The following is a 21,190-nucleotide window of genomic DNA, read 5'->3' as shown; positions in this document are numbered from 1 at the left end:
GAAAATAAAATAAGAATATGCACACATAATTTACTAACATTAATGAGAACACGGGCTTTTTACCATTTACATGGTGAATATTTTGATTAAAACAGATAAATTTAATACAGGGATGATTTGAATTTATGGCTCCTCTGCTCAAACTCCTCAATCAACCATTGCAATACCGACTGATCATCAAATAAACGATACGCTAACAGGATTGAGTCATAAGACGGCGAGCCATTTCACGATACGGCAGGCAGATCAGATCCCCCGCAGACACGCATCTACCCGCCAGCAGTTCTGCACCAGAGCGATAAAGGTGTCGGGCCCGCAGCCAGCATCAATATGGTCCGCGCCGGAGTTGGCCGCAGGGGATGAGTTTGTGATTCGGTGTTCAGGTGGTTGAAAAGGCAGGTATGCAGGCAGTGCGGTAATCGTTACGGCTCGTGCGGCGCCACAGCAGGCAGTGATGATAAACCACAGGGGGCATGGCAATGCCCCCTGAAAAGGAAAAGATTATTGGTAGGTAAAGGTAAATTCACTGTTAGCTTTGATGGAGCCGCTCTGTACGGTGCCGCCCTTATAGTAATAATAAGCGTTAAATTTCAAATTCTCGCTGTCAGCCGCCGCGCTTAGTAATTCAATATTCTCACCAATTTTCATCGCATTGCTTTTATAGAAAAGTTGAATGCCTATATTATCGTTGCCACTGAGCTTATTCACCAGAACATCTTCGCTGGCAATACCGGGCATTTTATCACCGTTAAATTTGACGGTCACCCTGGGCATATTTCCACAGGCGAGATTGATATTAAATTCTTTGCTCACCCCGGTGTATCGTCCCGCGCCCTGCCTCACCAGATCGCTACGCCTGACGTCGGGCATTATCACATTACTATCAAAGTTTTTAACATCGCATGTTGGTACAATTGCACTGATCTCACCACTAAGTTTATAACTTAGGGTAATACCCATCCGACCATTTGAATTGCCCCAGATACCGCTTGATCGCTGGTACGTGACGATAGTAGCTATAGTTGTATTATCAGGTATGGAAGTCATAATGGCTGCGTTAGAAGTTCGGCGAACCCTTATTCGTATGCTCCTTGTATTACCGCTATTGCTACCAGCAACAGGGCTACAATTATAATTCGTATTTCCGCCAGGCCAAATACAAGCATACTTAACCGCCGAAGGCGTTTGCCAGGCACCTCCTCCTAACGATACTTCAACAGTGTAATCTGCATTCATGAATGCAGGATCGATTGTGATACTTTGTATGCGCAAAGCATCCAACTCATCTGTGGTTGCGTGCCCAAAACATGATGATATAAACGAACTACTGATTAGTGGGGTATCTGATGAATTTTTCGGCATACCTGTAGCGGCCATCGTATAGGTTTCTTCTAACGGACGGCAACCAAACGCCATTGCAACTCTTGGCATGAATAGCATAGCCACCCATACTGTGCTAATAAAAATCACAATATATCTTTTCATTTTCCTTAATCCTTTTCCATTTTGAACATTCATTAAATTTATACATAAGCCACAACGCATACCTCAAAAAAATGGCTGCATTAAACATTAAAAAAACCAAAAGCACTTACAACAGGTAAAAAACAAGGCAAATATAATATTAGAAAGAACAAAAGTTACATCATCGAGACCACACAAGCAAAGTGTCATTCCAGTCAAATATAACTTCCAGATAATTAAAACAAAAAAATCACCCTCTTATAAATTGAATGATAATTTAAATAAATACTACCTAATTAGTTATTTGGCGCGTAAATGAATTGCCGTATTTTATCTTTTAACCAACCCTCACCACTTTCAATTCTTTTATCAGCCACTGCAATACCGACTGATCATCAAATAAACGATGCGCTAACAGGATTAAGTCATAAGACGGCGAGCCATTTCGCGATACAGCAGGCAGATCAGATCCCCCGCAGACACGCATCTACCCGCCAGCAGTTCTGCACCAGAGCGATAAAGGTGTCGGGCCCGCAGCCAGCATCAATATGGTCCGCGCCGGGGTTGACCGCAGGGGATGGGTTTGTGATTCGGGGGTCAGGTGGTTGAAAAGGCAGGTATGCAGGCAGTTCGGTATGTTACAGTGCGGTAATCGTTACGGCTCGTGCGGCGCCACAGCAGAAAGCGCCGGGGCATGATAATGCCCCAGAAAAGGAACAGGTTATTCGTAGGTAAAGGTGAACTCGGTCTGGGATTTAATGGGGCCGCTCTGTACTGCACCGCCTTTATAGTAATAATAGGCGTTAAATTTCAAATTCTCGCTGTCAGCCGCCGCGCTTAATAATTCAATATTCTCACCAATTTTCATCGCATTGCTTTTATAGAAAAGTTGAATGCCTATATTATCGTTGCCACTGAGCTTATTCACCAGAACATCTTCGCTGGCAATACCGGGCATTTTATCACCGTTAAATTTAACGGTCACCCTGGGCATATTTCCACAGGCGAGATTGATATTAAATTCTTTGGTCACCCCGGTGTATCGTCCCGCACCCTGCCTCACCAGATCGCTACGCCTGACGTCGGGCATTATCACATTACTATCAAAGTTTGTTATATCGCAGGTGGGGATAATAGGGGTAACAGCACCGTCAAATTTAAAATATAAAGTGGCTACAGGACTCGACCGCCCCGAGGGATACGCGCTTGAAAAATGCCATAAAATGACAGTCGCAATATCTGTACCGGCAGGTATTGGGTCATAAGCAGCCGTACTGTTTCTTAATAACCTCACCGATATGGCTTGCGTCGCCCTATTATTTACAGGCGTTGAGGTAGATCCATTGATGCTGCAATTGGCATCCACCCAAACACATTTTCCTACGGCAGCACTGGCCGACATCCATGATGAGTTAGCCACCTTGACCTGAAGAGTGAACCCGCGAGCAGTGAGATCAGGGTTTATTGTCACAGACTTAATTTTTGCTGAATCCTTGGAATTACTATTTGGCCAGCCACTGGCCAACACCGTCGCAGAAGCACTGGCTGCAGAGGTGATGTTTCCTAATGTCGCAGGAAAGGCAGACGCATTCATATACGCAGTCGTTGTTGCATTGTCCGGAACAAAATCAAACCCTATTGCAACCTGCGGCAATAGCCCATATAGCAAAAATGGCACAATCAGGAAGCAACGCATTGTTTTATTCATAAATTGCCTAAAGAGACCTGGCATTCACCACGGAAATTAATAATATTGAATTATTTTTACAATCTATATATGCTCGACATTTAAAGCACACCCTAACAATAATATTGCTTTCTGAGAAAGTTACCTATTCCAGACACTGTCTGTCAAGTATTTTGGCTGGGAAGATATGTAAATAAGAAATGGATTGTTATTTTAAAAAACACATTCGATGAATCAATATTAGAAATAAATACATTCACACAAATAATACGGAATACTATAATAATTACCTCATGTAAATTTTCAGTCCGATTAATCCATCCGCACCGTCTTTAGCTCCTCAATCAACCACTGCAATGCCGACTGATAATCAAATAAACGATGCGTTAACAGGATTAAGTCATAGGACGGCGCCCCCTCGGGTAATGCCATAATCCGTAGCGGCATCATCGCGGCAAGCTCCTTCGCAATGCGATACGGCACACACATCAGATAACCCGACGCCACCGCCACTCGACCTCCCACCGCGTAACTCTGCACTACCGTCGTGAGAGGGCGATAAAGGTGCTGCGTCAGCAGCCAGCTATCAATATGGTCCGCACCAGAGCTTACCGCCGGAAGATGAATTTGCGCTTCCGTGACCAGGTGTTTGAGGGTCAATTGTTCTGGCAGATCGCTACGCTCCAGCGAGGCAATCGCCACATAATGGTCGGAAATTAGCGGGTGTTTATTAAAATACTGCGGGATGTATTGCAGGTTATCCACGCCAATAAAGGCATCCAATTGCCCGCGCTCCACCCGTTCAAACTTAATGGTTTCGGAGAGAATATCGACGGACAGACGGACATTCGGCGCAGTGTGTTTAAATTTCGCCGTCAGGGCGGGCATGTACATAAACTCGAAGTAATCCACCGCGCCAATATAGAAAGTGTGCGGATCTTTGGCCGGGTTGAAATTGCCTTTCCCCCGCGTGGCCGCCTCCAGTTTGCTCAGGGCATTTTCAATCACCGGGATCATCGACGCCGCATAAGGGGTCGGTTCCATACCATTGCGGGTACGGACAAACATCTCATCATTAAGCTGCTCGCGCAGGCGATTGAGCGCATGGCTGAATGCCGATTGCGTAATATTGGCTTTGCGCGCGGCCCGCGTGACGTTTTTTTCTTTAGCCAGAATCGGCACCAGGCGCAACAAATTCAGATCCATCATGACTATGCATCCTGTTCATTATTTCATGCAAATAATACATTTTATGCATAACGCTGGAGATTGCTATAGTCATTGCAACGTAAAGTAAGCACGCCTGGTGTTTATAAACTGCACACTTCAACATCTGTTTTTATGGAGACGCTCATGAGAAATGTAACGGTTGCCGCTACTCAAATGGCCTGCACCTGGGAACTGGAAAAAAACGTTGCCAACGCTGAGCGTCTGGTACGTGAAGCACACAGCAAAGGCGCGCAGGTTATCCTGATTCAGGAGCTGTTCGCTGCTCCCTATTTCTGTATTGATCAGAGCCCGGAACACTATGCGCTGGCGCAAGAAGTGGCCACCAGTCCGCTGATCAAACATTTCTCTGCCCTGGCAAAAGAGCTGGAAGTTGTGCTGCCGTTAAGCCTGTTCGAAAAACACAACAACGCGTACTACAACTCGCTGGTGATGATCGATGCCGATGGCACCGTGATGGAAACCTACCGTAAAACGCATATTCCGAACGGCCCGGCTTATCAGGAAAAACAGTTCTTCATCCCAGGCGACACCGGCTTCAAAGTGTGGAATACCCGCTACGCGAAAATCGGCGTGGGCATCTGTTGGGATCAGTGGTTCCCGGAAACCGCACGCTGCCTGGCACTGAACGGCGCGGAGATCATTTTCTACCCAACGGCGATTGGTTCTGAACCCGCTTATCCGGACATCGACAGCCAGCCGCACTGGACGCGTGTTCAGCAGGGTCACGCGGCGGCAAACCTGGTGCCGGTTATCGCCTCTAACCGTATCGGTACCGAAGCGAGCAAATACATCGAAGGTCTGGAAATGACCTTCTACGGCTCATCGTTCATCGCCGATCAGACCGGTGAACTGGTCGCGCAGGCCAACAAAACTGACGAAGCCGTGCTGGTACACACCTTTGACCTGGACGCGATTGCCGCACAGCGCGCATCATGGGGCCTGTTCCGCGACCGTCGCCCGAACATGTACGGCACCATCGCCACCTCTGACGGCAGCGAAAGGAGCAAATAATGTCCGCGCTGACAACTCCACGTCAGGATGGCTTCGCCATGCCTGCAGAATGGGCACCGCATCAGGCAGTGTGGATGTGCTGGCCTTATCGTACTGACAACTGGCGCGCCAACGGTGCGCCAGCGCAAAAGGCGTTCGCCGCCGTGGCTGAGGCTATTTCCCGCAGGACGCCTGTCATTATGGCAGTGCCGCGTGCCGAAATGGAAAAAGCACGCAGTACCATGCCAGCCAGCGTGACGCTGGTGGAGATGGAAAGCGACGATGCCTGGATGCGCGACACCGGCCCAACCGTGGTGCGTAACCCGGCGGGAGAGATTCGTGCCATAAGCTGGACGTTTAACGCGTGGGGCGGTCTTCTCGGCGGCCTTTATGAAAGCTGGGATAAAGACCAACAAGTAGCAGGCCAGGTGGCGCAGTATCACCAGATGCCGTGCTACAACACCGACCTGATTCTGGAAGGCGGCTCCATTCATGTGGATGGTGAAGGTACGCTGATGACCACCGCAGAGTGTCTGCTCAACCCGAACCGCAACCCGCACCTGTCGCAGGCGGAGATTGAGCAGCAGTTGCGTGAGTATCTGGGCGTTGAGACCTTTATCTGGCTGCCAGAAGGGGTATTTAACGACGAGACCGACGGTCACATCGATAACATGTGCTGTTTTGTCCGCCCCGGTGAAGTGGCGTTGCACTGGACCGATGACGAGAACGATCCGCAGTACGCCCGTTCCGTTGCGGCACTCAACGTCCTGGAAAACACCACGGATGCGCGTGGCCGCAAGCTGAAAGTCTGGAAAGTGCCATCACCGCAGCCGATGTATGCCAGCGCAGAAGAGACCTGTGACGTTGAGAAAGGGACGGCGATTGAGCGCACCGAAGGTAATCGTCTGGCGGGCTCCTACGTGAATTATCTGGTCAGCAACGACCATATTATTTACCCGCTGCTGGACCCGGCCACCGATGCGCAGGCCGAAGTGCTGTTCCGTCAGATGTTCCCGGATTTCCTGATTACCGGCATTCCGGCTCGTGAAATTCTGCTCGGCGGTGGCAATATTCACTGCATTACGCAGCAGATCCCGCGTTAATTCCGTAGACCCTCACCCCAGCCCTCTCCCTAAAAGGGAGAGGGTGAAAAGCCAGCCCGCAGCCCGCATGATCGATCCCCTCTCCCTGCTCGATCGGTCCCTTACCCCCGCACCATCCGCACGTACTCCACCCCTTTTTTGAAGAAGTGTTCGCCTTCGGGACGGAAACCGAACCTGTTGTAGAAGTTGACGGCCCCGATACGTGCATCCAGACACACGTCATGTACGTCGGCTGCCGCCATCTTTTCCAGTACAGAATGCAACAAAAAGCCGCCAAAACCCTGCCCCTGATACGCTTCCAGCGTGGCGAACTTACGAATCTGGCAAACCGAGGCATCCAGCATAAAGACCGACAGGCAGCTCACCAGTTTACCGTTATGCAGCACGCCAAAATGCAGCGCATCATCGTCACCTTCCACCCGTGATGCATCGCGCGGAAGGTGCGGCCATAAAACCGGATGGCGGATATCAAGGCAGTTGTCGAGGGTCGTCGTCACGAATTCCATTATCGTCTCACGCAAATATGGCGAAAACACAGACGATAACACGCAACGATATCAGCCGATCATTCGATAACCTGATGTACCGTTAATGCAGCGTCTCCCATAACAGCTTTATCAACAGCGTTGCGGCAAGAATCAGAAAAAGACGGCGAATCCACAGGTTTCCGCCGCGCAGGGCAACTCGTACGCCCACCAGCGAACCACAAATAGCGGAAATCCCTAACGGTATCGCAATATCGTAATGAATAAGCCCGTTAGGAATTAAAAAGAACAGCGTGGAAAAATTGGTGCCGAAATTCACTACCTTTGCGCAGGCTGTTGCCCGTAAAAAATCAAAATGGAAAAAACGGATAAACAAAAAGAGCAGAAAACTGCCGGTACCCGGACCGATAAAACCGTCATAAAAGCCAATCGCAAAACCTAACAGCACGCCCTTCGCCAAATCACCTCGGGTGGGTTCCCGGCTGGTATCACTATGACCAAACTGCGGTTTAAACCAGGTGTACGCCAGCATGATCGCCAGCACCACAATCACTATCGGACGCATCCAGTCGGATGGCATAAAATCCAGCAATCTAATGCCCGTGTACGCGCCGATAACCGCACTTATTGCGGTCGGCAAAATCAATGACCACGGCAATCGCAGGCGCGCGGTGAATTGCTTGATAGACATCAGGTGCCCCATCACGGAGGAGCACTTGTCGATTCCCATTATTTCGGCAGGTGTGAACTGCGGCAGGGTAGAATAAAACGTCGGCATGGTAATCAGCCCGCCCCCGCCCACCGCCGCATTAATAATCCCGGCAATAAACGCCACGGGTATTAATACCAATAACTCACTGCTCATCTGTTTTCCCTGGTATCAGCGCTCAGGCCGCACGCGCGGTGCAGCCTTTAAAGAGTGGAATAGCGTTTTATTTATAATCTGGCGGCAATGGTAAGGTTGCGATGTATACCTGTCCAATATATAAATCTCTATGTATTTATATATCTGGAAATATAAATGGAATTCCGTCACCTTCGCTATTTCCTGGCCGTGGCTGAGGAGCTGCACTTTACCCGTGCCGCAGAAAAGCTCAATATCGGCCAGCCGCCATTATCACAGCAGATTCAGGCCCTTGAAGAAGAGCTGGGCGTTCTGTTATTCAATCGCACCCGACGCAAAGTCGCGTTGACAGAAGCGGGCGAGCATTTCGTGATTAAAGCCAGAGAGATGCTGCGACTCAGCAGCGACCTTCCCGCCGAGCTACGGGCCATCGCGCAGGGTAAAAGCGGCGAGTTACGTATTGGGTTTACCACCACCGGGCTGCTGGTCGATGAACTCAGTGCGCCGCTCAAAGCTTTCCGCCGTCACTATCCCGAGGTTCGGGTCACGCTCAGTGAGATGTACTCACAGCAGCAATTCACCGCTCTGCTCAATGAGGATATCGACGTGGGATACATTCGCGTCACGCCAGGAACCACCCGCGATGGCCTGAATATCCGGGTGCTCAGGCGCGACCAGCTCTGCGTCGTGCTGCCTGATGATCACCCCAAAGCCGCCTGTGAAACCCTGACCATTACTGATGTGAAAGATGAGCCTTTCATCTTTTATCCCGACACGGCCGGCGCATCCGTGCCGGATAAAGTCAGGCGTATGTGCCAGAAATCGGGCTTCACTCCCTATGTCGTCCAGGAGGCGGCGGAAGTGTTGACGCATATTGGACTTGTCGGCGCAGGCGTGGGCGTTTCCGTCTTACCCAGACCCATTGATCAGCTCAAGCCGAAGGGAGTGAAATTTATCCCGCTTGCCGAAGATGACGCAGAGTTATGCATGGCGATCGTCACCCGAGAGAGTGAAAATAACCCGCGAACGCTAAATTTTTTGCGGTTACTGACTGGCGTGAATGCGGGAAAGTTACCAGGCTAAAGGGATTGCCCTGAATATTCATAACCTGTTGCATTTTGAATGTTCTGAATTCTGTCGTTTCGCTTTCGGAGGAGCGGCAATTAAGCGATTGAAATTATAAAAATTAATTGATTTCGCTCTTTTTCCACCCGCGCCTAAACGTGATCTAGCGCACGCTTTGCACCCCAAAGATCGAAGCGAATGTCTAAGCTTATAGATATGCCGGGAAACACCCGTAAACTCTTACGACGACCTCCGGAGGCCAGTATTATTATGTTCAACCAGAAACTTCACAGCGCTGAATCCGTAGAATTTGGGATCGCACAAGAACCCCGCTACGAAATCGATCCCTGCGAGTTAAAACTGGCTGAAATGATCGACGCGGAGCCGGAACCGGAAATGATCGAGGGGCTGCCCGCTTCGGACGCCCTGACCCCATCCGATCGTTATCTTGAACTGTTTGAACACGTGCAGTCATCGCGTATTTTTGCCGATAGCAAAACATTCCCGGACTGTGCGCCGAAAATGGATCCGCTCGATATTTTAATCCGCTATCGCAAAATTAAGCGCAAACCCGATTTTGACCTGCGGCTGTTTGTTCAGGCGCACTTCTGGATGCCGGAAACCTATGGCAGTGAATACGTTTCGGACCCGGAAAACTCCCTCAAAGAGCATATAGACCAGCTATGGCCGGTGCTGACGCGTGAGCCGCAGGACCATATCCCGTGGTCATCACTGCTTGCTCTGCCACAGGCCTATATCGTCCCCGGTGGGCGATTTAGCGAGACCTACTATTGGGACTCCTACTTCACTATGCTGGGGCTGGCGGAAAGTGGTCGCCACGACATGCTGAAATGTATGGCGGACAACTTCGCGTGGATGATTGAACGCTACGGGCATATTCCAAACGGCAACCGCACCTACTATCTCAGCCGTTCGCAGCCGCCGGTGTTCGCCCTGATGGTAGAACTGTTTGAAGAGGATGGCGTGCGCGGCGCGCGACGCTACCTGGACCATCTGCTGATGGAGTATGACTTCTGGATGGATGGCGCGGAGTCGCTGCTGCCGAACCAGGCCTATCGCCACGCGGTACGTATGCCTGACGGATCCCTGCTCAACCGTTACTGGGATGACAGGGACACACCGCGTGATGAATCCTGGCTGGAGGATGTGGAAACCGCGAAGCACTCTTCTCGCCCGGCTAACGAGGTCTACCGGGATCTCCGTGCGGGTGCGGCTTCCGGTTGGGACTATTCGTCACGCTGGCTGCGAGACGCCAATCGCCTGGCGAGTATTCGCACCACCCAGTTCATCCCCATCGACCTGAACGCCTTCCTGTTCAAACTGGAAAGCGCTATCGCCAATATTGCCGGCTTAAAAGGTGAACGGGAGCAGGAGGCGGAATTCCGTCTTAAAGCCAGCGACAGACGGGCGGCGGTCAATCGCTACTTGTGGGATGAGGAGAAAGGCTGTTATCGCGACTATGACTGGCGTCGTGGCGAAATGGCGCTCTTTTCCGCTGCCAGCCTGGTCCCGCTGTATGTCGGCATGGCTACGCATGAGCAGGCAGATAAACTGGCTGAGGCCACGCGCACGCGCCTGATGACGCCTGGCGGTATTCTGGCGACGGAGTATGAAACCGGTGAACAGTGGGATAAACCCAACGGCTGGGCGCCTTTACAGTGGATGGCGATTCAGGGCTTCAAACTGTACGGCAACGACGCGTTGGGTGACGAGATTGCCCATAACTGGCTGCGCACCGTTAACCATTTCTACCAGCGCCACCACAAGCTGATTGAGAAATACCATATCGCCAGCAGCACGCCGCGCGAAGGGGGTGGGGGTGAATATCCGCTCCAGGATGGCTTTGGCTGGACAAACGGTGTGGTTCGTCGCCTCATCGGGTTATACGGGGAGCCGTAGCTCCCCCGTTGATTCAGTCGATAGCATCATAAATTGCCGACTGAATATCCGCCCATTTCTTCGTGTTATCGTCAGGCGCAGCCTCATAACGCAGTTGCGCCTGTTCCATTTCATAACGCTGACGTCTCACGACGGGTTCCGATGTACAGAACGCCTGCAGGTAATTCTTACGCAGCGATGTCAGTTTCGTGCCGGAAGCCATCTCATGCCCCATGTTTTCGATAAACCGGCGGCATGGGCGGTTTTCTTCCATTTGTAGCCGATAACGCAGCAACATCTCCAGCACATCCGTGTAATCGTTCGCCATCGCCTGCTCGGTCCACGACAGTTTCCAGCTCATGCCCGTACGGAGAAACAGCGACACGACGCGGGTATCGTTGCGGTCGATTGCGGAACGGAAGTTGCTCTCATCGCGGGGGATCCCCATTTTGGTCAACTCTTCTTTGGGCGTCGCTTTTTCCTTATCCTGAGAGATAGGCACCGTAATCCGCCCCTGCCCTGACGCCGGCACCGATACTGATGAGTCGCTAAACAACCAGAATGCTCCCGCCACGATGACCAGCACCGCAACGCCGACTGCGCCCCACAGTGCTTTGGAAAGCATCTGTTCACGCTCCTCGCGGGTACGCGCGGCGCGTTTTTCCGGCCTTTCAATTCCATCGCGAATTTGCATAGCATCACCTCCCGCCGCCCGATCTTTCTTGCGCGCCTGTTCCCAGAATGTATCTAAATCATCTTCCGCCTCTCGCAGCAAGCTTGCGGGATTAACCTGTATGCGCCCGTCTTCCCATGCCCGCTGCACTGGCCCGGCAATCTGCGGGTAATAGTTCTCCAGTAGCATCAACTGGTTCGAGGTTAACGGTTGCCCCGCGACGACAGCGCTGCGTATTTGCCGAATATCGTCCAGAAAGGTTTGCAATGTTTTGCGCGGCTCAAGAAACAGACTCAATACGGGTGAATCGTTAAAAAGCCGGGCATAATGCTGGCTAAATTCTTTCTTATCAATTAATAACAGCGCCAGTTCGCTAAATAACATACCACTGAGTACATCGTTGCGATCGCCGACTTTCAACCAGCGCCGAACGCAATCGGCGCCAAATCGCGTTTTCAGGTGGTTACTCAGCCGCAACGCATCCGGCCAGGCATTTGTTACCAGCGATTTGAGCATCAACTCCAGCGCCCGTAACTGTTTTAACCCCTGCTGCTGCCCTTCTTTGTCTGCATTGAGGGTTGTCGCATAGGTCAGCAATGGCTGCTTCGCCCGCAGATGTTCCAGCGTGCGCACGAAACGCAGCGCGACAATAAGCTGGTTCTCTGTAACGTTCTGCCCCTTTTCATAATACGGCACCAGTTGTTGCAAATGGCGTAGCTGTAAGGTGAACTGAGTTAATTCCGCATCATTAAGCCTTAACCGTTTTGCGACAGCGCCCCATCCGCCGAGGCTCAAACGTGCAATATCGAGTTGTTCAAGAAACCAGCGAGGATCCTTCCCTTCGTCAAAATGCACATTAAGCAGCATTAATATTTCTTTCGATGCCTGACGAATAATTCCTGTGCATTGCTCGAATTGTTCCCCCAGGTTCTGCGAGGATGTATGGGTCATTCTTTTCCTTTAAGTACAACCGGTGAAATAATTAACTGGAAAAAAAGAAACGTTAATTTTTCTTTATTTATGGATACTTAAAACATAGACCAGTTAATGATTATTATCAGTGATAGCGGTTTTAACACGAAAAAAACAATGGAGCTATTTTTATGCCGACGCTGGTCACGCCACGGCTCATTTGCACGCCGATAACATCGCAAGACTGGTCTTTTTTCCTCGCATTGCAGCAGGATCAGCAGGTCATGCGTTATGTTGCCGAAGACCGCCCTCAGGAAGCCATCCGCGAGGCGTTTGAATCCCGCCTGCCTGCCTGGTCTCCCGGCAGTGAGCACTGGTTATGTCTTGTGGTGCGCGACAACGCCACGCAAACCCCGCTTGGGGTGACGGGCTACCGCCATCACGAAGCAGACTGCGCCGAAGTCGGGTTTCTGTTTGCCCCCCAGGCACAGGGAAAAGGTTACGGGCTGGAGTCATTACAAGCGGTTTGCCGCTATGCCTTCACCGAAGGGGGCATTCGTCGCCTTGTCGCGACCGTAACGGCAGGAAACGACGCCTCTAAACGTTTACTGGAAAAAGCAGGATTTGTGCAGGAAGGTGAACTACGCGAAGCCTTCTGGCTGGCGGGGCGCTGGCATAACGACTGGCTGTTTGGTCTGCTGCACCATGAATACCGTGAAAGCAGATAATTCACCTGTCATCTTCCTCTCTCTGTGCCAGGCTTAGGCAGTGTTTTGGCAATAAAGAGGAGAGCATATGAAGAAGATTCTGCTGATAACAAGTTTTACAGCATTATTCTCCATGGCGGCATTCGCGCAGGATGCACCAGGTTTAAAGACGGACAAGGCGCCGCCGCCGCCGCATAAAATGGAAGATGGCTATCGCGGTATGGAAGATGCCCGTAGCATGACCATTAAACAGGCGAAAACCATGCATGACGGCGCTTCCGTTTCGCTCAAAGGGAACCTCGTGAAGAAAACGGGGGAGGATCTCTACCAGTTCCGCGACAAAACCGGGCAAATTGACGTGTATATCCCAATGGCCGTTTTCGATGGCAAAAATGTTTCCCCGGACGAACTGGTGGGCATTAGCGGGTCGTTAGATGCTAAACAGAAACCAGCCCGAATCAAAGTCACCCACTTTCAGAAGCAGTAAGTCTCACCGCCCGGTGGCATAACGCCGCCGGGCAAATGGTAATGCATACGTCTGAGACCGATAGCTAAACCACGTTAAACGATGACCTTTACAGGAACATCCCGCCCGAGACTTCCACGCGTTGAGCATTCATCCACGCCAGATCGTCGCTCAGCAGAGCCGCCATCGCGCCGCCAATATCATCCGGTTTACCGACGCGCCCCAGCGCCGTTTGCCCGGCAATATGTTTATTAATTTGCGGATTATCACGGACTTCACCGCCGCGGAAATCGGTCTCAATCGCGCCAGGGGCAATGATATTGACGGAAATCCCGCGCGGGCCCAGCTCTTTAGCCTGATAGCGGGTCAGCACTTCCATTGCCCCTTTCATCGCGCCATAGGTCGCGTATCCTGGCAGCGCAAAACGCGCCAGCCCGCTTGAGACATTGAGGATGCGCCCGCCATCTGCCAGCAATGGCAATAGGCGCTGTGTCAGGAAGAATGGCCCTTTAAAATGAATGTTCATTAATTCATCAAATTGCGCTTCACTGGCCTCAGCAAAGGGAACCGCGATGCCAACACCGGCATTGTTTAATAAATAATCAAATGTATCCCGATTCCAGACGTTTTTTAGCTGATGCTGTACGTCCAGGGCGAAAGCCTCGAAACTTGCAACATCGCCGACATTCAATTGTAAAGCCACCGCTTTCACGCCTTTTCCCTCAATTTCCGCCACAACTTCATCAGCCGCCTGCTGGTTGCTGTTGTAGGTCAGGATGACGGCGGTTCCGCGTTCTGCCAGCATCAGCGCTGCGTTTTTCCCCAGTCCACGGCTGCCGCCTGTTACTAATGCGATACGTTGTGTCATAAGAAACCTCGTTTTGTTGGGTGTTGACTGTGGAAAAAGCTTATTAGCTGGTGATAAAACAATAAAGGCGCTGAATTACACTTCACTGTTTCATTTACAACAACAATGGATGCGTTCGATGGATAAAATTTATGCAATGCAATTGTTCATCCGCGTGGCAGAACTGGAGAGTTTTTCCCGCGCGGCAGACTCATTAGGCCTCCCTAAAGGCAGCGTTTCGCGGCAGGTTCAGGCGCTGGAAAACCACCTTGGTACACAGTTGCTGCATCGCACAACGCGACGGGTGCAGCTTACCCAGGACGGGATGGTCTATTACGAGCGGGCGAAAGATTTGCTCGCCAATATGGACGAACTTGACGGACTTTTTCTGCACGATCCGTCGAGCATCAGTGGGCGGTTGCGAGTTGATATGCCCGTGGCCGTGGCGAAAAACCTGGTGATTCCACGGCTACCGGCGTTTTTGCAGCAATATCCCGGTATTGAACTGGAGCTAAGCAGCAGCGACCGGCTGGTGGATATTATTCGCGAGGGGTTTGACTGCGTGGTGCGCGTCGGCACGCTGAAAGATTCCGGCCTGATTGCCCGCCCGCTGGGTAAGCTTTCCATTATTAATTGCGCCAGCCCCGACTACCTGGCGCGTTTCGGCTACCCGGAAAGTCTGGACGATCTCTCTTCGCATGCGGTTGTGCATTACGCCCTTAACCTCGGCGCGCGTCCGCAAGGCTTTGAAGTCTGCCTCGATAAGCAGACCACGTGGGTGAAAACCGGCGGCATTTTGACAGTCAACAGTACCGAGACCTACCACGCCGCCTGCCTCGCAGGGCTTGGCATTATCCAGGTGCCGCGCGTCGGCGTGCGGGAAGCGCTACGCGCAGGAAAGCTGGTGGAGATCCTGCCGCAATATCGTGCAGAACCTATGCCGGTATCACTTATTTATCCCCATCGTCGTAATTTGTCGCGCCGCGTGCATCTGTTTATGGAATGGCTGGCCGGAGTGATGAAAGATTACGTTGATTAGACGCAGTCTATAATTTTATTCACTGCGAGTTAAAAAGAAGGAAAATTGCCCTGATGACGCCGGAAAACAGCGAAAAACGTCCGACCCAGGATCTGGATTACGAGCCAGTCAGAAAAATGGATACATCGGGAACATCAACGAAAGACACCCCTCCCAGCGCGGGTGACAACAAGGCGCCCTCACCGCTGGAAACGGTCACCCAGGTGGCGAAAAAAGTGCAGCGCCGTCCAATGATTGCGCACCTGATCCGCGCCACTGAACGCTTCAATGATCGTATGGGAAACCAGTTTGGCGCGGCCATCACCTATTTCTCATTTTTGTCGATGATCCCCATCCTGATGGTCTCCTTTGCCGCTGCCGGGTTTGTGCTGGCCTCACATCCCACGCTATTGCAGGACATTTTCAATAAGATCCTGACCAACGTCAGCGACCCGACGCTGGCGACAACCCTGAAAAGCACCATCAATACCGCCGTGCAGCAGCGTACCACGGTGGGGATTGTCGGGCTGGCGATTGCGCTTTACTCCGGCGTTAACTGGATGGGCAACCTGCGCGAGGCGATACGCGCCCAGTCGCGGGATGTCTGGGAGCGTAACCCACAGGATCAGGAAAAAATCTGGGTGAAGTACTTCCGCGATTTTATTTCGCTGATTGGCCTGCTGGTGGCGCTGATTGTCACGCTTTCCATCACCTCGATTGCCGGTTCGGCGCAGCAGATGATTATCTCCGCCCTCTATCTTGATAATATTGAGTGGCTGAAACCTGCATGGCGACTGATTGGTCTGGCGATCTCTATATTCGCCAACTACTTGTTGTTCTTCTGGATTTTCTGGCGGCTACCGCGCCACCGTCCACGGAAAAAGGCGTTGATTCGCGGTACGTTTATTGCGGCGATCGGCTTTGAGGTGATCAAAATTGTGATGACCTACATGCTGCCATCGCTGGTGAAATCTCCCTCTGGCGCCGCCTTTGGTTCTGTACTGGGTTTGATGGCGTTCTTCTACTTCTTTGCCCGGCTGACGCTGTTTTGCGCCGCCTGGATTGCCACTGCGCACTACAAAGACGATCCACGGATGCCAGGCAAAACACACCGCTAAATCCCTAACTGGGCTGAATATTTCAGCCCAATTCATCATTTCAGCATTAATATCCAAGCCGTAACTTTTATTTAACCTAAAACCAGTTTTAAATTCTATTATTGAAATTATGTGAAGCATTTCATAGAAGCGAAATCGCAGGTCTGAAAATTATCCGCTTTTTGCCTGGTTTTTGTACGTTTCCGCACTTTGTTACAGATTGAAATGTCGCTTTTGCTGTGGCTAATATGGTCGTTCGTTCGCCAAAAAATAAGAAAATTTTATGCAAGCCACAGCCACAACCTTAGACAACGAGCAGGAAATCACGCCGGTAAACTCACGCAGTAAAGTCGTTATCGCTTCACTGATTGGCACCGCTATCGAGTTCTTCGATTTCTATATCTATGCCACTGCGGCGGTTATCGTTTTCCCGCATATCTTCTTCCCGCAGGGTGACCCGACCGCCGCAACGTTGCAGTCGCTCGCCACCTTTGCGATTGCTTTCGTCGCGCGTCCCATTGGTTCCGCCGTGTTTGGTCACTTCGGCGACCGCGTAGGGCGTAAAGTCACCCTGGTGGCGTCGTTGCTGACGATGGGGATCTCCACCGTATTAATTGGCCTGCTGCCAGGCTATGAAACCATCGGCGTGATGGCTCCGTTGCTGCTGGCGCTGGCACGTTTTGGCCAGGGTCTGGGGCTGGGTGGTGAATGGGGCGGCGCGGCGCTTCTGGCAACCGAAAACGCACCGCCACGCAAACGCGCGTTGTATGGCTCTTTCCCACAACTGGGCGCGCCGATTGGTTTCTTCTTTGCGAACGGCACCTTCCTGCTGCTCTCCTGGTTACTGACCGACGAACAGTTTATGAGCTGGGGCTGGCGCGTACCCTTTATCTTCTCTGCCGTGCTGGTGTTGATTGGCCTGTATGTTCGCGTGTCTCTGCATGAAACGCCGGTATTTGCGAAAATCGCCGCCGCGAAAAAACAGGTGAAAATCCCGCTGGGCACCCTGCTGACCAAACATGTCCGTGTGACCGTGCTGGGCACCTTCATCATGTTGGCCACCTACACGCTGTTTTACATCATGACCGTCTATTCCATGACATTCAGCACCTCGCCTGTCGGGCTGGGTATGCCGCGAAACGAAGTGCTGTGGATGCTGATGATGGCGGTCATTGGTTTTGGTGTGATGGTGCCGGTTGCCGGGCTGCTGGCCGATAAATATGGCCGTCGCAAAAGCATGATCGCCATTACAACACTGATCATTCTGTTTGCGCTGTTCGTCTTCCCGCCGCTGTTAGGCTCCGGCAACCCGGCGCTGGTAATGGCTTACCTGCTGATCGGTCTGAGCCTGATGGGGCTGACTTTTGGCCCGATGGGTGCGCTGCTGCCGGAGCTGTTCCCGACCGAAGTGCGCTACACCGGTGCATCGTTCTCGTATAACGTGTCATCAATTCTGGGGGCGTCCGTTGCGCCTTATATCGCCACCTGGCTGCAGGCGAACTACGGTCTGATGTATGTGGGGATTTATCTGGCGGCGATGGCAGCCCTGACGCTGACCGCGCTGTTGTTGACTCACGAGACCAAACACCAGTCGCTGTAATGATCATTACGTCTTTCCCGGATGCGGCGTCAACGCCTTATCCGGGCTACCGCCCCGTCATCTGATGCTCACTCGATCGGTCCCCTCTCCCTTTGAGGGAGAGGGTTAGGGTGAGGGGCAACCACCGCACCAATCTCTTACTTTTTCATCTGTGCCAGAATCGCCCGGCACTGGTTGGCTTCGCCTTCTGATGGCGAAATCAATGCCAGCAGTGCAGCCGCAGGTGTCACCAGCGTTGCCAGCGCTGCGGCCACCGCACCACGGGCAATCAGCGGTCCCGGTTTTACCCCCGCCTGCGGATTTTTAAATGTTCCGCGCACATACAAAGGTGAACGCAGCGTAACGATACGCACCCCTTTACTTTCCGGGTTAATGGTCAGGTCCAGTTGCTCCGAGGCGAAACTCGCCGTACCCGTCACATTCACCAGCGCGTTTTCGGTATCAAAAGCGAAGATTTGCGGACGCGCCACGCCATTAACCAGATCGAGATTCGCCGCCGCGCAGTTCACCCGCACCTCATCGTCGCCAAAGATCTTGCCGATAACGTAGTTACCCACATTCAGCCCGGCAATCTCCATCAGATTACGGCTGATAAGCCCGTCATTCATCAACAGCTTAAGGTTACCGTTGCTGGTGCCCAGCAACGCCGCTACGGAGTTCCCTGTCCCCCGGAAATCCGCATCGCCATTCATCTCACCGAGGGTTTTCTGCATCAGCTCGACATTTGGCATCAGTTGTTTCAGTTTTAACCGTCGCGCCTGGATTTCCGCACGCCCCTGCATCGGCTTTTTATCCCCTTCAAGGCGAATATTGGATGAGATCGTCCCGCCCGCTAAGCCGAATTTCAACGGCTGCAGTTTCAGATCCGCATTCTGTAAAATGATATGGGTTGTGAGGTCGCTTATCGGCAATGTGCTGCCATGCTCAATGCGCTTCCCTTTAAAACGCACGTCGGCATCCATCGTGTTCCATTTGTCGGTTTCAAAGCGATCGTAAGGCAACACCTTCCCGGCAGGCTGGATATTTTTTTCACCCTTCTTCTGCTCTGCCTGTTTCGCTTTATCTCCCCCTTTACCGGAGTCCACGCCGATCAAGGGGCCAAGGTCGGCCAAACGAAGCTGCCGAGACTCCAAATCGCCTTCCAGTTTCGGACGTGGTTTACCGGTGGTATAGGTGAGTGAGCCATGTATGTCGCTTTCGCCGATACGCCCGTTAAAATCGCGATAATCATAGACACTGCTTTTTTCGCTATCTATCTTCGCCACCAGATGACCATCCGTTTCAAACGGCGGGGTATCCGGCAGCAGCACGCCTGTCAGTTCGTAGAGATCCCCCAGGGTATCGCCAGCGAATTTCAACTGGAGGTCGACGCCGCCCATTTTCATCGGGTCGTTAACCTTGCCGACAAAGGCCACACGGGTGTTGCCGGAGCGGAAATCTGCCTGCACCGGGAAAGGCGTGTCTTCGCTGCGTAGCGCCAGCATGCCACCGATTTTCCCCGTGCCTGTCAGCGGTTGGCCGTTATAATGCCCCTGGGCTTTCAGCCCGAAAACATAATCTGCCACGCGCGTTTTATCTTTACTGTTGCCCGTGACTTCATTGAAAGGGAGCGGTTTTCCTAACGGATCGACGAGGATCTCGATATCCGCTTTGCTCACCTTGTCGTTAACAGCGATACGCCCTTGATCGAAGAGAATATTATCTAGGCGGAACGACCAGCCGGAAGGCTGCGCATTGGGATCGTTGTTTTCTGCACTGGCGAGCTTAAAGGTCCAGTTGTTGTTCTTTTCAGACAGGCGGATCAGGCGCGCATCCGGCTTTTGCAGTTTGATCCACGGCAGGTAAACGGTTTTCGTTAATAGCGCCAGCGGTGCGAGAGTGGCTTCGACGCGCGGTAGGTGCACCATGGTGACTTCGGGGATCTCAGGTGGGTTACCGAGGACAATATCGTCGGCATGAATGTGCGGCCAGGGTATCCAGCTACGCCAGCCCGTCTCCTCTTTTTGTCGCTCCCACACCACGCCCAAATCACCGCGAATCGCAAAGGGGCGATTAAGTTCGGTAGAGACTTTCTGATTAATGGTCGGTTTGATGCGATTCCAGTCAAAGGTGGCAATGATAATGATGGCCACCACAATCAATAAAACCAGTGTTCCAGTGACAGCAATAATCGCTTTGCTTGTTTTTGTCATGCGGGCACCCTTTCTTTATTGCCTTGCCTGTCATAAAGATAGCCGAGGCTGGCAGAAAGGGGTGCCCTGCGATCAGAGCTCCAGCAGTACGTTTTCCAGCGTATTCAGTGGAACCGGGCGCGAAAGGAAGTAGCCTTGTGCGGCAAAAGCCGGAGAATTCTGAACGTCACGCCACTCGTCAAGGGTTTCAACACCTTCAACAATCACCCCCTGGCAGTAGCGATTCATTAACTGAATGAGCAGCGCGAACAGGTTGCGTCCTTCGGGCGTCTTGCGCAGCATAATAAACAGGTCGCGCGACACTTTGATGTAGTCATAATGCATTTCGCTAAGCGCCGAGAAGTTGGCCATTCCGGTACCAAAATCATCCAGCCACAGCGGTCCCATTTCACTGATCGTGGCGAACGTGGAGTCTTGCGGCAGGCGGATATGTTCCACCAGTTCAAAACGGATCCACGGCACGGTGTCGATGAGGGCTTTTAATGCTTTATTCGAGCGCATGGCTATCAGCGTGGGCCCATCGACATTTACGGATGCCAGCACGCCGTGCTGCTCGAAAAAGTCTTTCTGTTTGGCCAGCAGAGCGATCTGTTCGTGTACCACGTCGACACGATGGCGCACCGCGACCTCGGAAAAATAGCGGTCCGGTGGGATACGCTGATCGGGCTGGCTCGGATGCGTCACAATGGTCAGCACCTCAACCGCCATCAGGCGACCATCAGTTTTGTAAATTGGCTGATAAGTATAAGCACGCTCACACTGCAGCCAAAAACGACGTTCCTGTAGGCTTTCTATGCTCGCCTCGGAGTAGTTCAGCCGCTGGATAACCTGCTTTAACTTCATTTCTTCTTCCTGTTGAAAATGAGTAGCCCCGGAGCTCTCGTCATTGGGTTATCGGCCCCTGAGGTGAG

General features: G+C 52.0%; 18 protein-coding genes. 9 read left to right on the top strand and 9 right to left on the bottom strand.

Annotation, left to right across the window (positions count from 1 at the left end; genetic code table 11):
- Positions 1–501: 501 nt before the first annotated feature.
- The 3 genes from C5523_RS01275 to C5523_RS01265 form a co-directional block, all read right to left on the bottom strand.
- The gene (locus C5523_RS01275) at positions 502–1,485 is read right to left on the bottom strand and encodes a fimbrial protein (protein ID WP_172960867.1); all 984 of its coding nucleotides are present in this window, start codon (positions 1,483–1,485) and stop codon (positions 502–504) included.
- Between the two features lie 700 nt (positions 1,486–2,185).
- Positions 2,186–3,172: a fimbrial protein gene (locus C5523_RS27195; RefSeq protein ID WP_155525380.1), complete on the bottom strand. Its 987-nt coding sequence runs from the start codon at positions 3,170–3,172 to the stop codon at positions 2,186–2,188.
- A 291-nt stretch (positions 3,173–3,463) separates the two neighbouring features.
- Positions 3,464–4,360, bottom strand: coding sequence for a LysR family transcriptional regulator (locus C5523_RS01265; RefSeq protein ID WP_039080241.1), 897 nt, complete (start codon positions 4,358–4,360; stop codon positions 3,464–3,466).
- 144 nt (positions 4,361–4,504) lie between these two features.
- Here C5523_RS01265 and aguB point away from each other — a divergent pair, with 144 nt between their 5' ends.
- Positions 4,505–5,392 carry an N-carbamoylputrescine amidase gene (gene aguB / locus C5523_RS01260; RefSeq protein WP_039080240.1) on the top strand — a complete coding sequence of 296 codons (888 nt, stop codon included), beginning with the start codon at positions 4,505–4,507 and terminating at the stop codon, positions 5,390–5,392.
- Positions 5,392–6,474 (top strand): agmatine deiminase, encoded by a 1,083-nt coding sequence (aguA, locus tag C5523_RS01255; RefSeq protein WP_079496951.1) that lies wholly within the window; start codon positions 5,392–5,394, stop codon positions 6,472–6,474. Before aguB ends, aguA begins: the two co-directional genes overlap by 1 nt.
- Before the next feature lie 101 nt (positions 6,475–6,575).
- Here aguA and C5523_RS01250 read toward each other — a convergent pair whose 3' ends face one another.
- Together C5523_RS01250 and C5523_RS01245 are read right to left on the bottom strand one after the other, a co-directional pair.
- Positions 6,576–6,980, bottom strand: coding sequence for a GNAT family N-acetyltransferase (locus C5523_RS01250; RefSeq protein ID WP_039080238.1), 405 nt, complete (start codon positions 6,978–6,980; stop codon positions 6,576–6,578).
- An 82-nt stretch (positions 6,981–7,062) separates the two neighbouring features.
- Entirely contained in the window at positions 7,063–7,824 is a 762-nt protein-coding gene (locus C5523_RS01245; protein WP_071195016.1) for a sulfite exporter TauE/SafE family protein, read from the bottom strand.
- A gap of 156 nt (positions 7,825–7,980) precedes the next feature.
- On the opposite strand from C5523_RS01245, the gene C5523_RS01240 reads away from it, so the two are divergent.
- Together C5523_RS01240 and C5523_RS01235 are read left to right on the top strand one after the other, a co-directional pair.
- Positions 7,981–8,886, top strand: a complete 906-nt coding sequence (locus C5523_RS01240) for a LysR substrate-binding domain-containing protein (RefSeq protein WP_107224337.1) — start codon at positions 7,981–7,983, stop codon at positions 8,884–8,886.
- Between the two features lie 252 nt (positions 8,887–9,138).
- Positions 9,139–10,788 carry an alpha,alpha-trehalase gene (locus C5523_RS01235; RefSeq protein ID WP_039080235.1) on the top strand — a complete coding sequence of 550 codons (1,650 nt, stop codon included), beginning with the start codon at positions 9,139–9,141 and terminating at the stop codon, positions 10,786–10,788.
- Between the two features lie 13 nt (positions 10,789–10,801).
- On the opposite strand, the gene C5523_RS01230 is transcribed toward C5523_RS01235, so the two are convergent.
- A complete protein-coding gene (locus tag C5523_RS01230; protein WP_079496948.1) occupies positions 10,802–12,391 on the bottom strand; it encodes an STY4199 family HEPN domain-containing protein in 1,590 nt (529 codons plus the stop codon).
- Between the two features lie 152 nt (positions 12,392–12,543).
- Between C5523_RS01230 and C5523_RS01225 the strand changes: the two genes are divergently transcribed.
- Positions 12,544–13,080, top strand: a complete 537-nt coding sequence (locus C5523_RS01225) for a GNAT family N-acetyltransferase (protein WP_108700482.1) — start codon at positions 12,544–12,546, stop codon at positions 13,078–13,080.
- A gap of 67 nt (positions 13,081–13,147) precedes the next feature.
- Entirely contained in the window at positions 13,148–13,546 is a 399-nt protein-coding gene (locus C5523_RS01220) for a YdeI family stress tolerance OB fold protein (protein WP_039080232.1), read from the top strand.
- An 88-nt stretch (positions 13,547–13,634) separates the two neighbouring features.
- On the opposite strand, the gene C5523_RS01215 is transcribed toward C5523_RS01220, so the two are convergent.
- Complete coding sequence (locus tag C5523_RS01215) at positions 13,635–14,393, bottom strand: SDR family NAD(P)-dependent oxidoreductase (RefSeq protein ID WP_108700481.1); 759 nt, start codon at positions 14,391–14,393, stop codon at positions 13,635–13,637.
- Positions 14,394–14,511: 118 nt separating this feature from the next.
- Between C5523_RS01215 and C5523_RS01210 the strand changes: the two genes are divergently transcribed.
- The 3 genes from C5523_RS01210 to C5523_RS01200 all read left to right on the top strand — a co-directional run bounded on the left by C5523_RS01210 (position 14,512) and on the right by C5523_RS01200 (position 18,087).
- The gene (locus C5523_RS01210) at positions 14,512–15,411 is read left to right on the top strand and encodes a LysR family transcriptional regulator (protein ID WP_071195020.1); all 900 of its coding nucleotides are present in this window, start codon (positions 14,512–14,514) and stop codon (positions 15,409–15,411) included.
- A gap of 53 nt (positions 15,412–15,464) precedes the next feature.
- Positions 15,465–16,508 (top strand): inner membrane protein YhjD, encoded by a 1,044-nt coding sequence (gene yhjD / locus C5523_RS01205; protein ID WP_039080229.1) that lies wholly within the window; start codon positions 15,465–15,467, stop codon positions 16,506–16,508.
- Positions 16,509–16,770: 262 nt separating this feature from the next.
- Positions 16,771–18,087: an MFS transporter gene (locus C5523_RS01200; protein WP_039080228.1), complete on the top strand. Its 1,317-nt coding sequence runs from the start codon at positions 16,771–16,773 to the stop codon at positions 18,085–18,087.
- A 137-nt stretch (positions 18,088–18,224) separates the two neighbouring features.
- Here C5523_RS01200 and C5523_RS01195 read toward each other — a convergent pair whose 3' ends face one another.
- Positions 18,225–20,279 carry an AsmA family protein gene (locus C5523_RS01195; protein ID WP_079496945.1) on the bottom strand — a complete coding sequence of 685 codons (2,055 nt, stop codon included), beginning with the start codon at positions 20,277–20,279 and terminating at the stop codon, positions 18,225–18,227.
- Positions 20,280–20,351: 72 nt separating this feature from the next.
- Positions 20,352–21,122 (bottom strand): cyclic-guanylate-specific phosphodiesterase, encoded by a 771-nt coding sequence (pdeH, locus tag C5523_RS01190; protein WP_039080226.1) that lies wholly within the window; start codon positions 21,120–21,122, stop codon positions 20,352–20,354.
- Between the last annotated feature and the right edge of the window lie 68 nt (positions 21,123–21,190).

Source organism: Phytobacter sp. SCO41, from assembly GCF_003073275.1.
GTDB classification, from domain to species: Bacteria; Pseudomonadota; Gammaproteobacteria; order Enterobacterales; family Enterobacteriaceae; genus Phytobacter; species Phytobacter diazotrophicus.
The sequence above is the reverse complement of the archived record's forward strand: the minus strand, read 5'-3'. Positions and strand labels throughout refer to the sequence as shown.

What these genes read in the sequence shown, in the direction of transcription:
- C5523_RS01215 (WP_108700481.1), bottom strand. Translation starts at nt 14,393, where the DNA reads ATGACACAACGTATCGCATTAGTAACAGGCGGCAGCCGTGGACTGGGG.
- pdeH (WP_039080226.1), bottom strand. Translation starts at nt 21,122, where the DNA reads ATGAAGTTAAAGCAGGTTATCCAGCGGCTGAACTACTCCGAGGCGAGC.
- C5523_RS01250 (WP_039080238.1), bottom strand. Translation starts at nt 6,980, where the DNA reads ATGGAATTCGTGACGACGACCCTCGACAACTGCCTTGATATCCGCCAT.
- C5523_RS01275 (WP_172960867.1), bottom strand. Translation starts at nt 1,485, where the DNA reads ATGAAAAGATATATTGTGATTTTTATTAGCACAGTATGGGTGGCTATG.
- aguA (WP_079496951.1), top strand. Translation starts at nt 5,392, where the DNA reads ATGTCCGCGCTGACAACTCCACGTCAGGATGGCTTCGCCATGCCTGCA.
- C5523_RS01200 (WP_039080228.1), top strand. Translation starts at nt 16,771, where the DNA reads ATGCAAGCCACAGCCACAACCTTAGACAACGAGCAGGAAATCACGCCG.
- C5523_RS01210 (WP_071195020.1), top strand. Translation starts at nt 14,512, where the DNA reads ATGGATAAAATTTATGCAATGCAATTGTTCATCCGCGTGGCAGAACTG.
- C5523_RS01220 (WP_039080232.1), top strand. Translation starts at nt 13,148, where the DNA reads ATGAAGAAGATTCTGCTGATAACAAGTTTTACAGCATTATTCTCCATG.
- C5523_RS01225 (WP_108700482.1), top strand. Translation starts at nt 12,544, where the DNA reads ATGCCGACGCTGGTCACGCCACGGCTCATTTGCACGCCGATAACATCG.
- aguB (WP_039080240.1), top strand. Translation starts at nt 4,505, where the DNA reads ATGAGAAATGTAACGGTTGCCGCTACTCAAATGGCCTGCACCTGGGAA.
- yhjD (WP_039080229.1), top strand. Translation starts at nt 15,465, where the DNA reads ATGACGCCGGAAAACAGCGAAAAACGTCCGACCCAGGATCTGGATTAC.
- C5523_RS01240 (WP_107224337.1), top strand. Translation starts at nt 7,981, where the DNA reads ATGGAATTCCGTCACCTTCGCTATTTCCTGGCCGTGGCTGAGGAGCTG.
- C5523_RS01195 (WP_079496945.1), bottom strand. Translation starts at nt 20,279, where the DNA reads ATGACAAAAACAAGCAAAGCGATTATTGCTGTCACTGGAACACTGGTT.
- C5523_RS01245 (WP_071195016.1), bottom strand. Translation starts at nt 7,824, where the DNA reads ATGAGCAGTGAGTTATTGGTATTAATACCCGTGGCGTTTATTGCCGGG.
- C5523_RS27195 (WP_155525380.1), bottom strand. Translation starts at nt 3,172, where the DNA reads ATGAATAAAACAATGCGTTGCTTCCTGATTGTGCCATTTTTGCTATAT.
- C5523_RS01230 (WP_079496948.1), bottom strand. Translation starts at nt 12,391, where the DNA reads ATGACCCATACATCCTCGCAGAACCTGGGGGAACAATTCGAGCAATGC.
- C5523_RS01265 (WP_039080241.1), bottom strand. Translation starts at nt 4,360, where the DNA reads ATGATGGATCTGAATTTGTTGCGCCTGGTGCCGATTCTGGCTAAAGAA.
- C5523_RS01235 (WP_039080235.1), top strand. Translation starts at nt 9,139, where the DNA reads ATGTTCAACCAGAAACTTCACAGCGCTGAATCCGTAGAATTTGGGATC.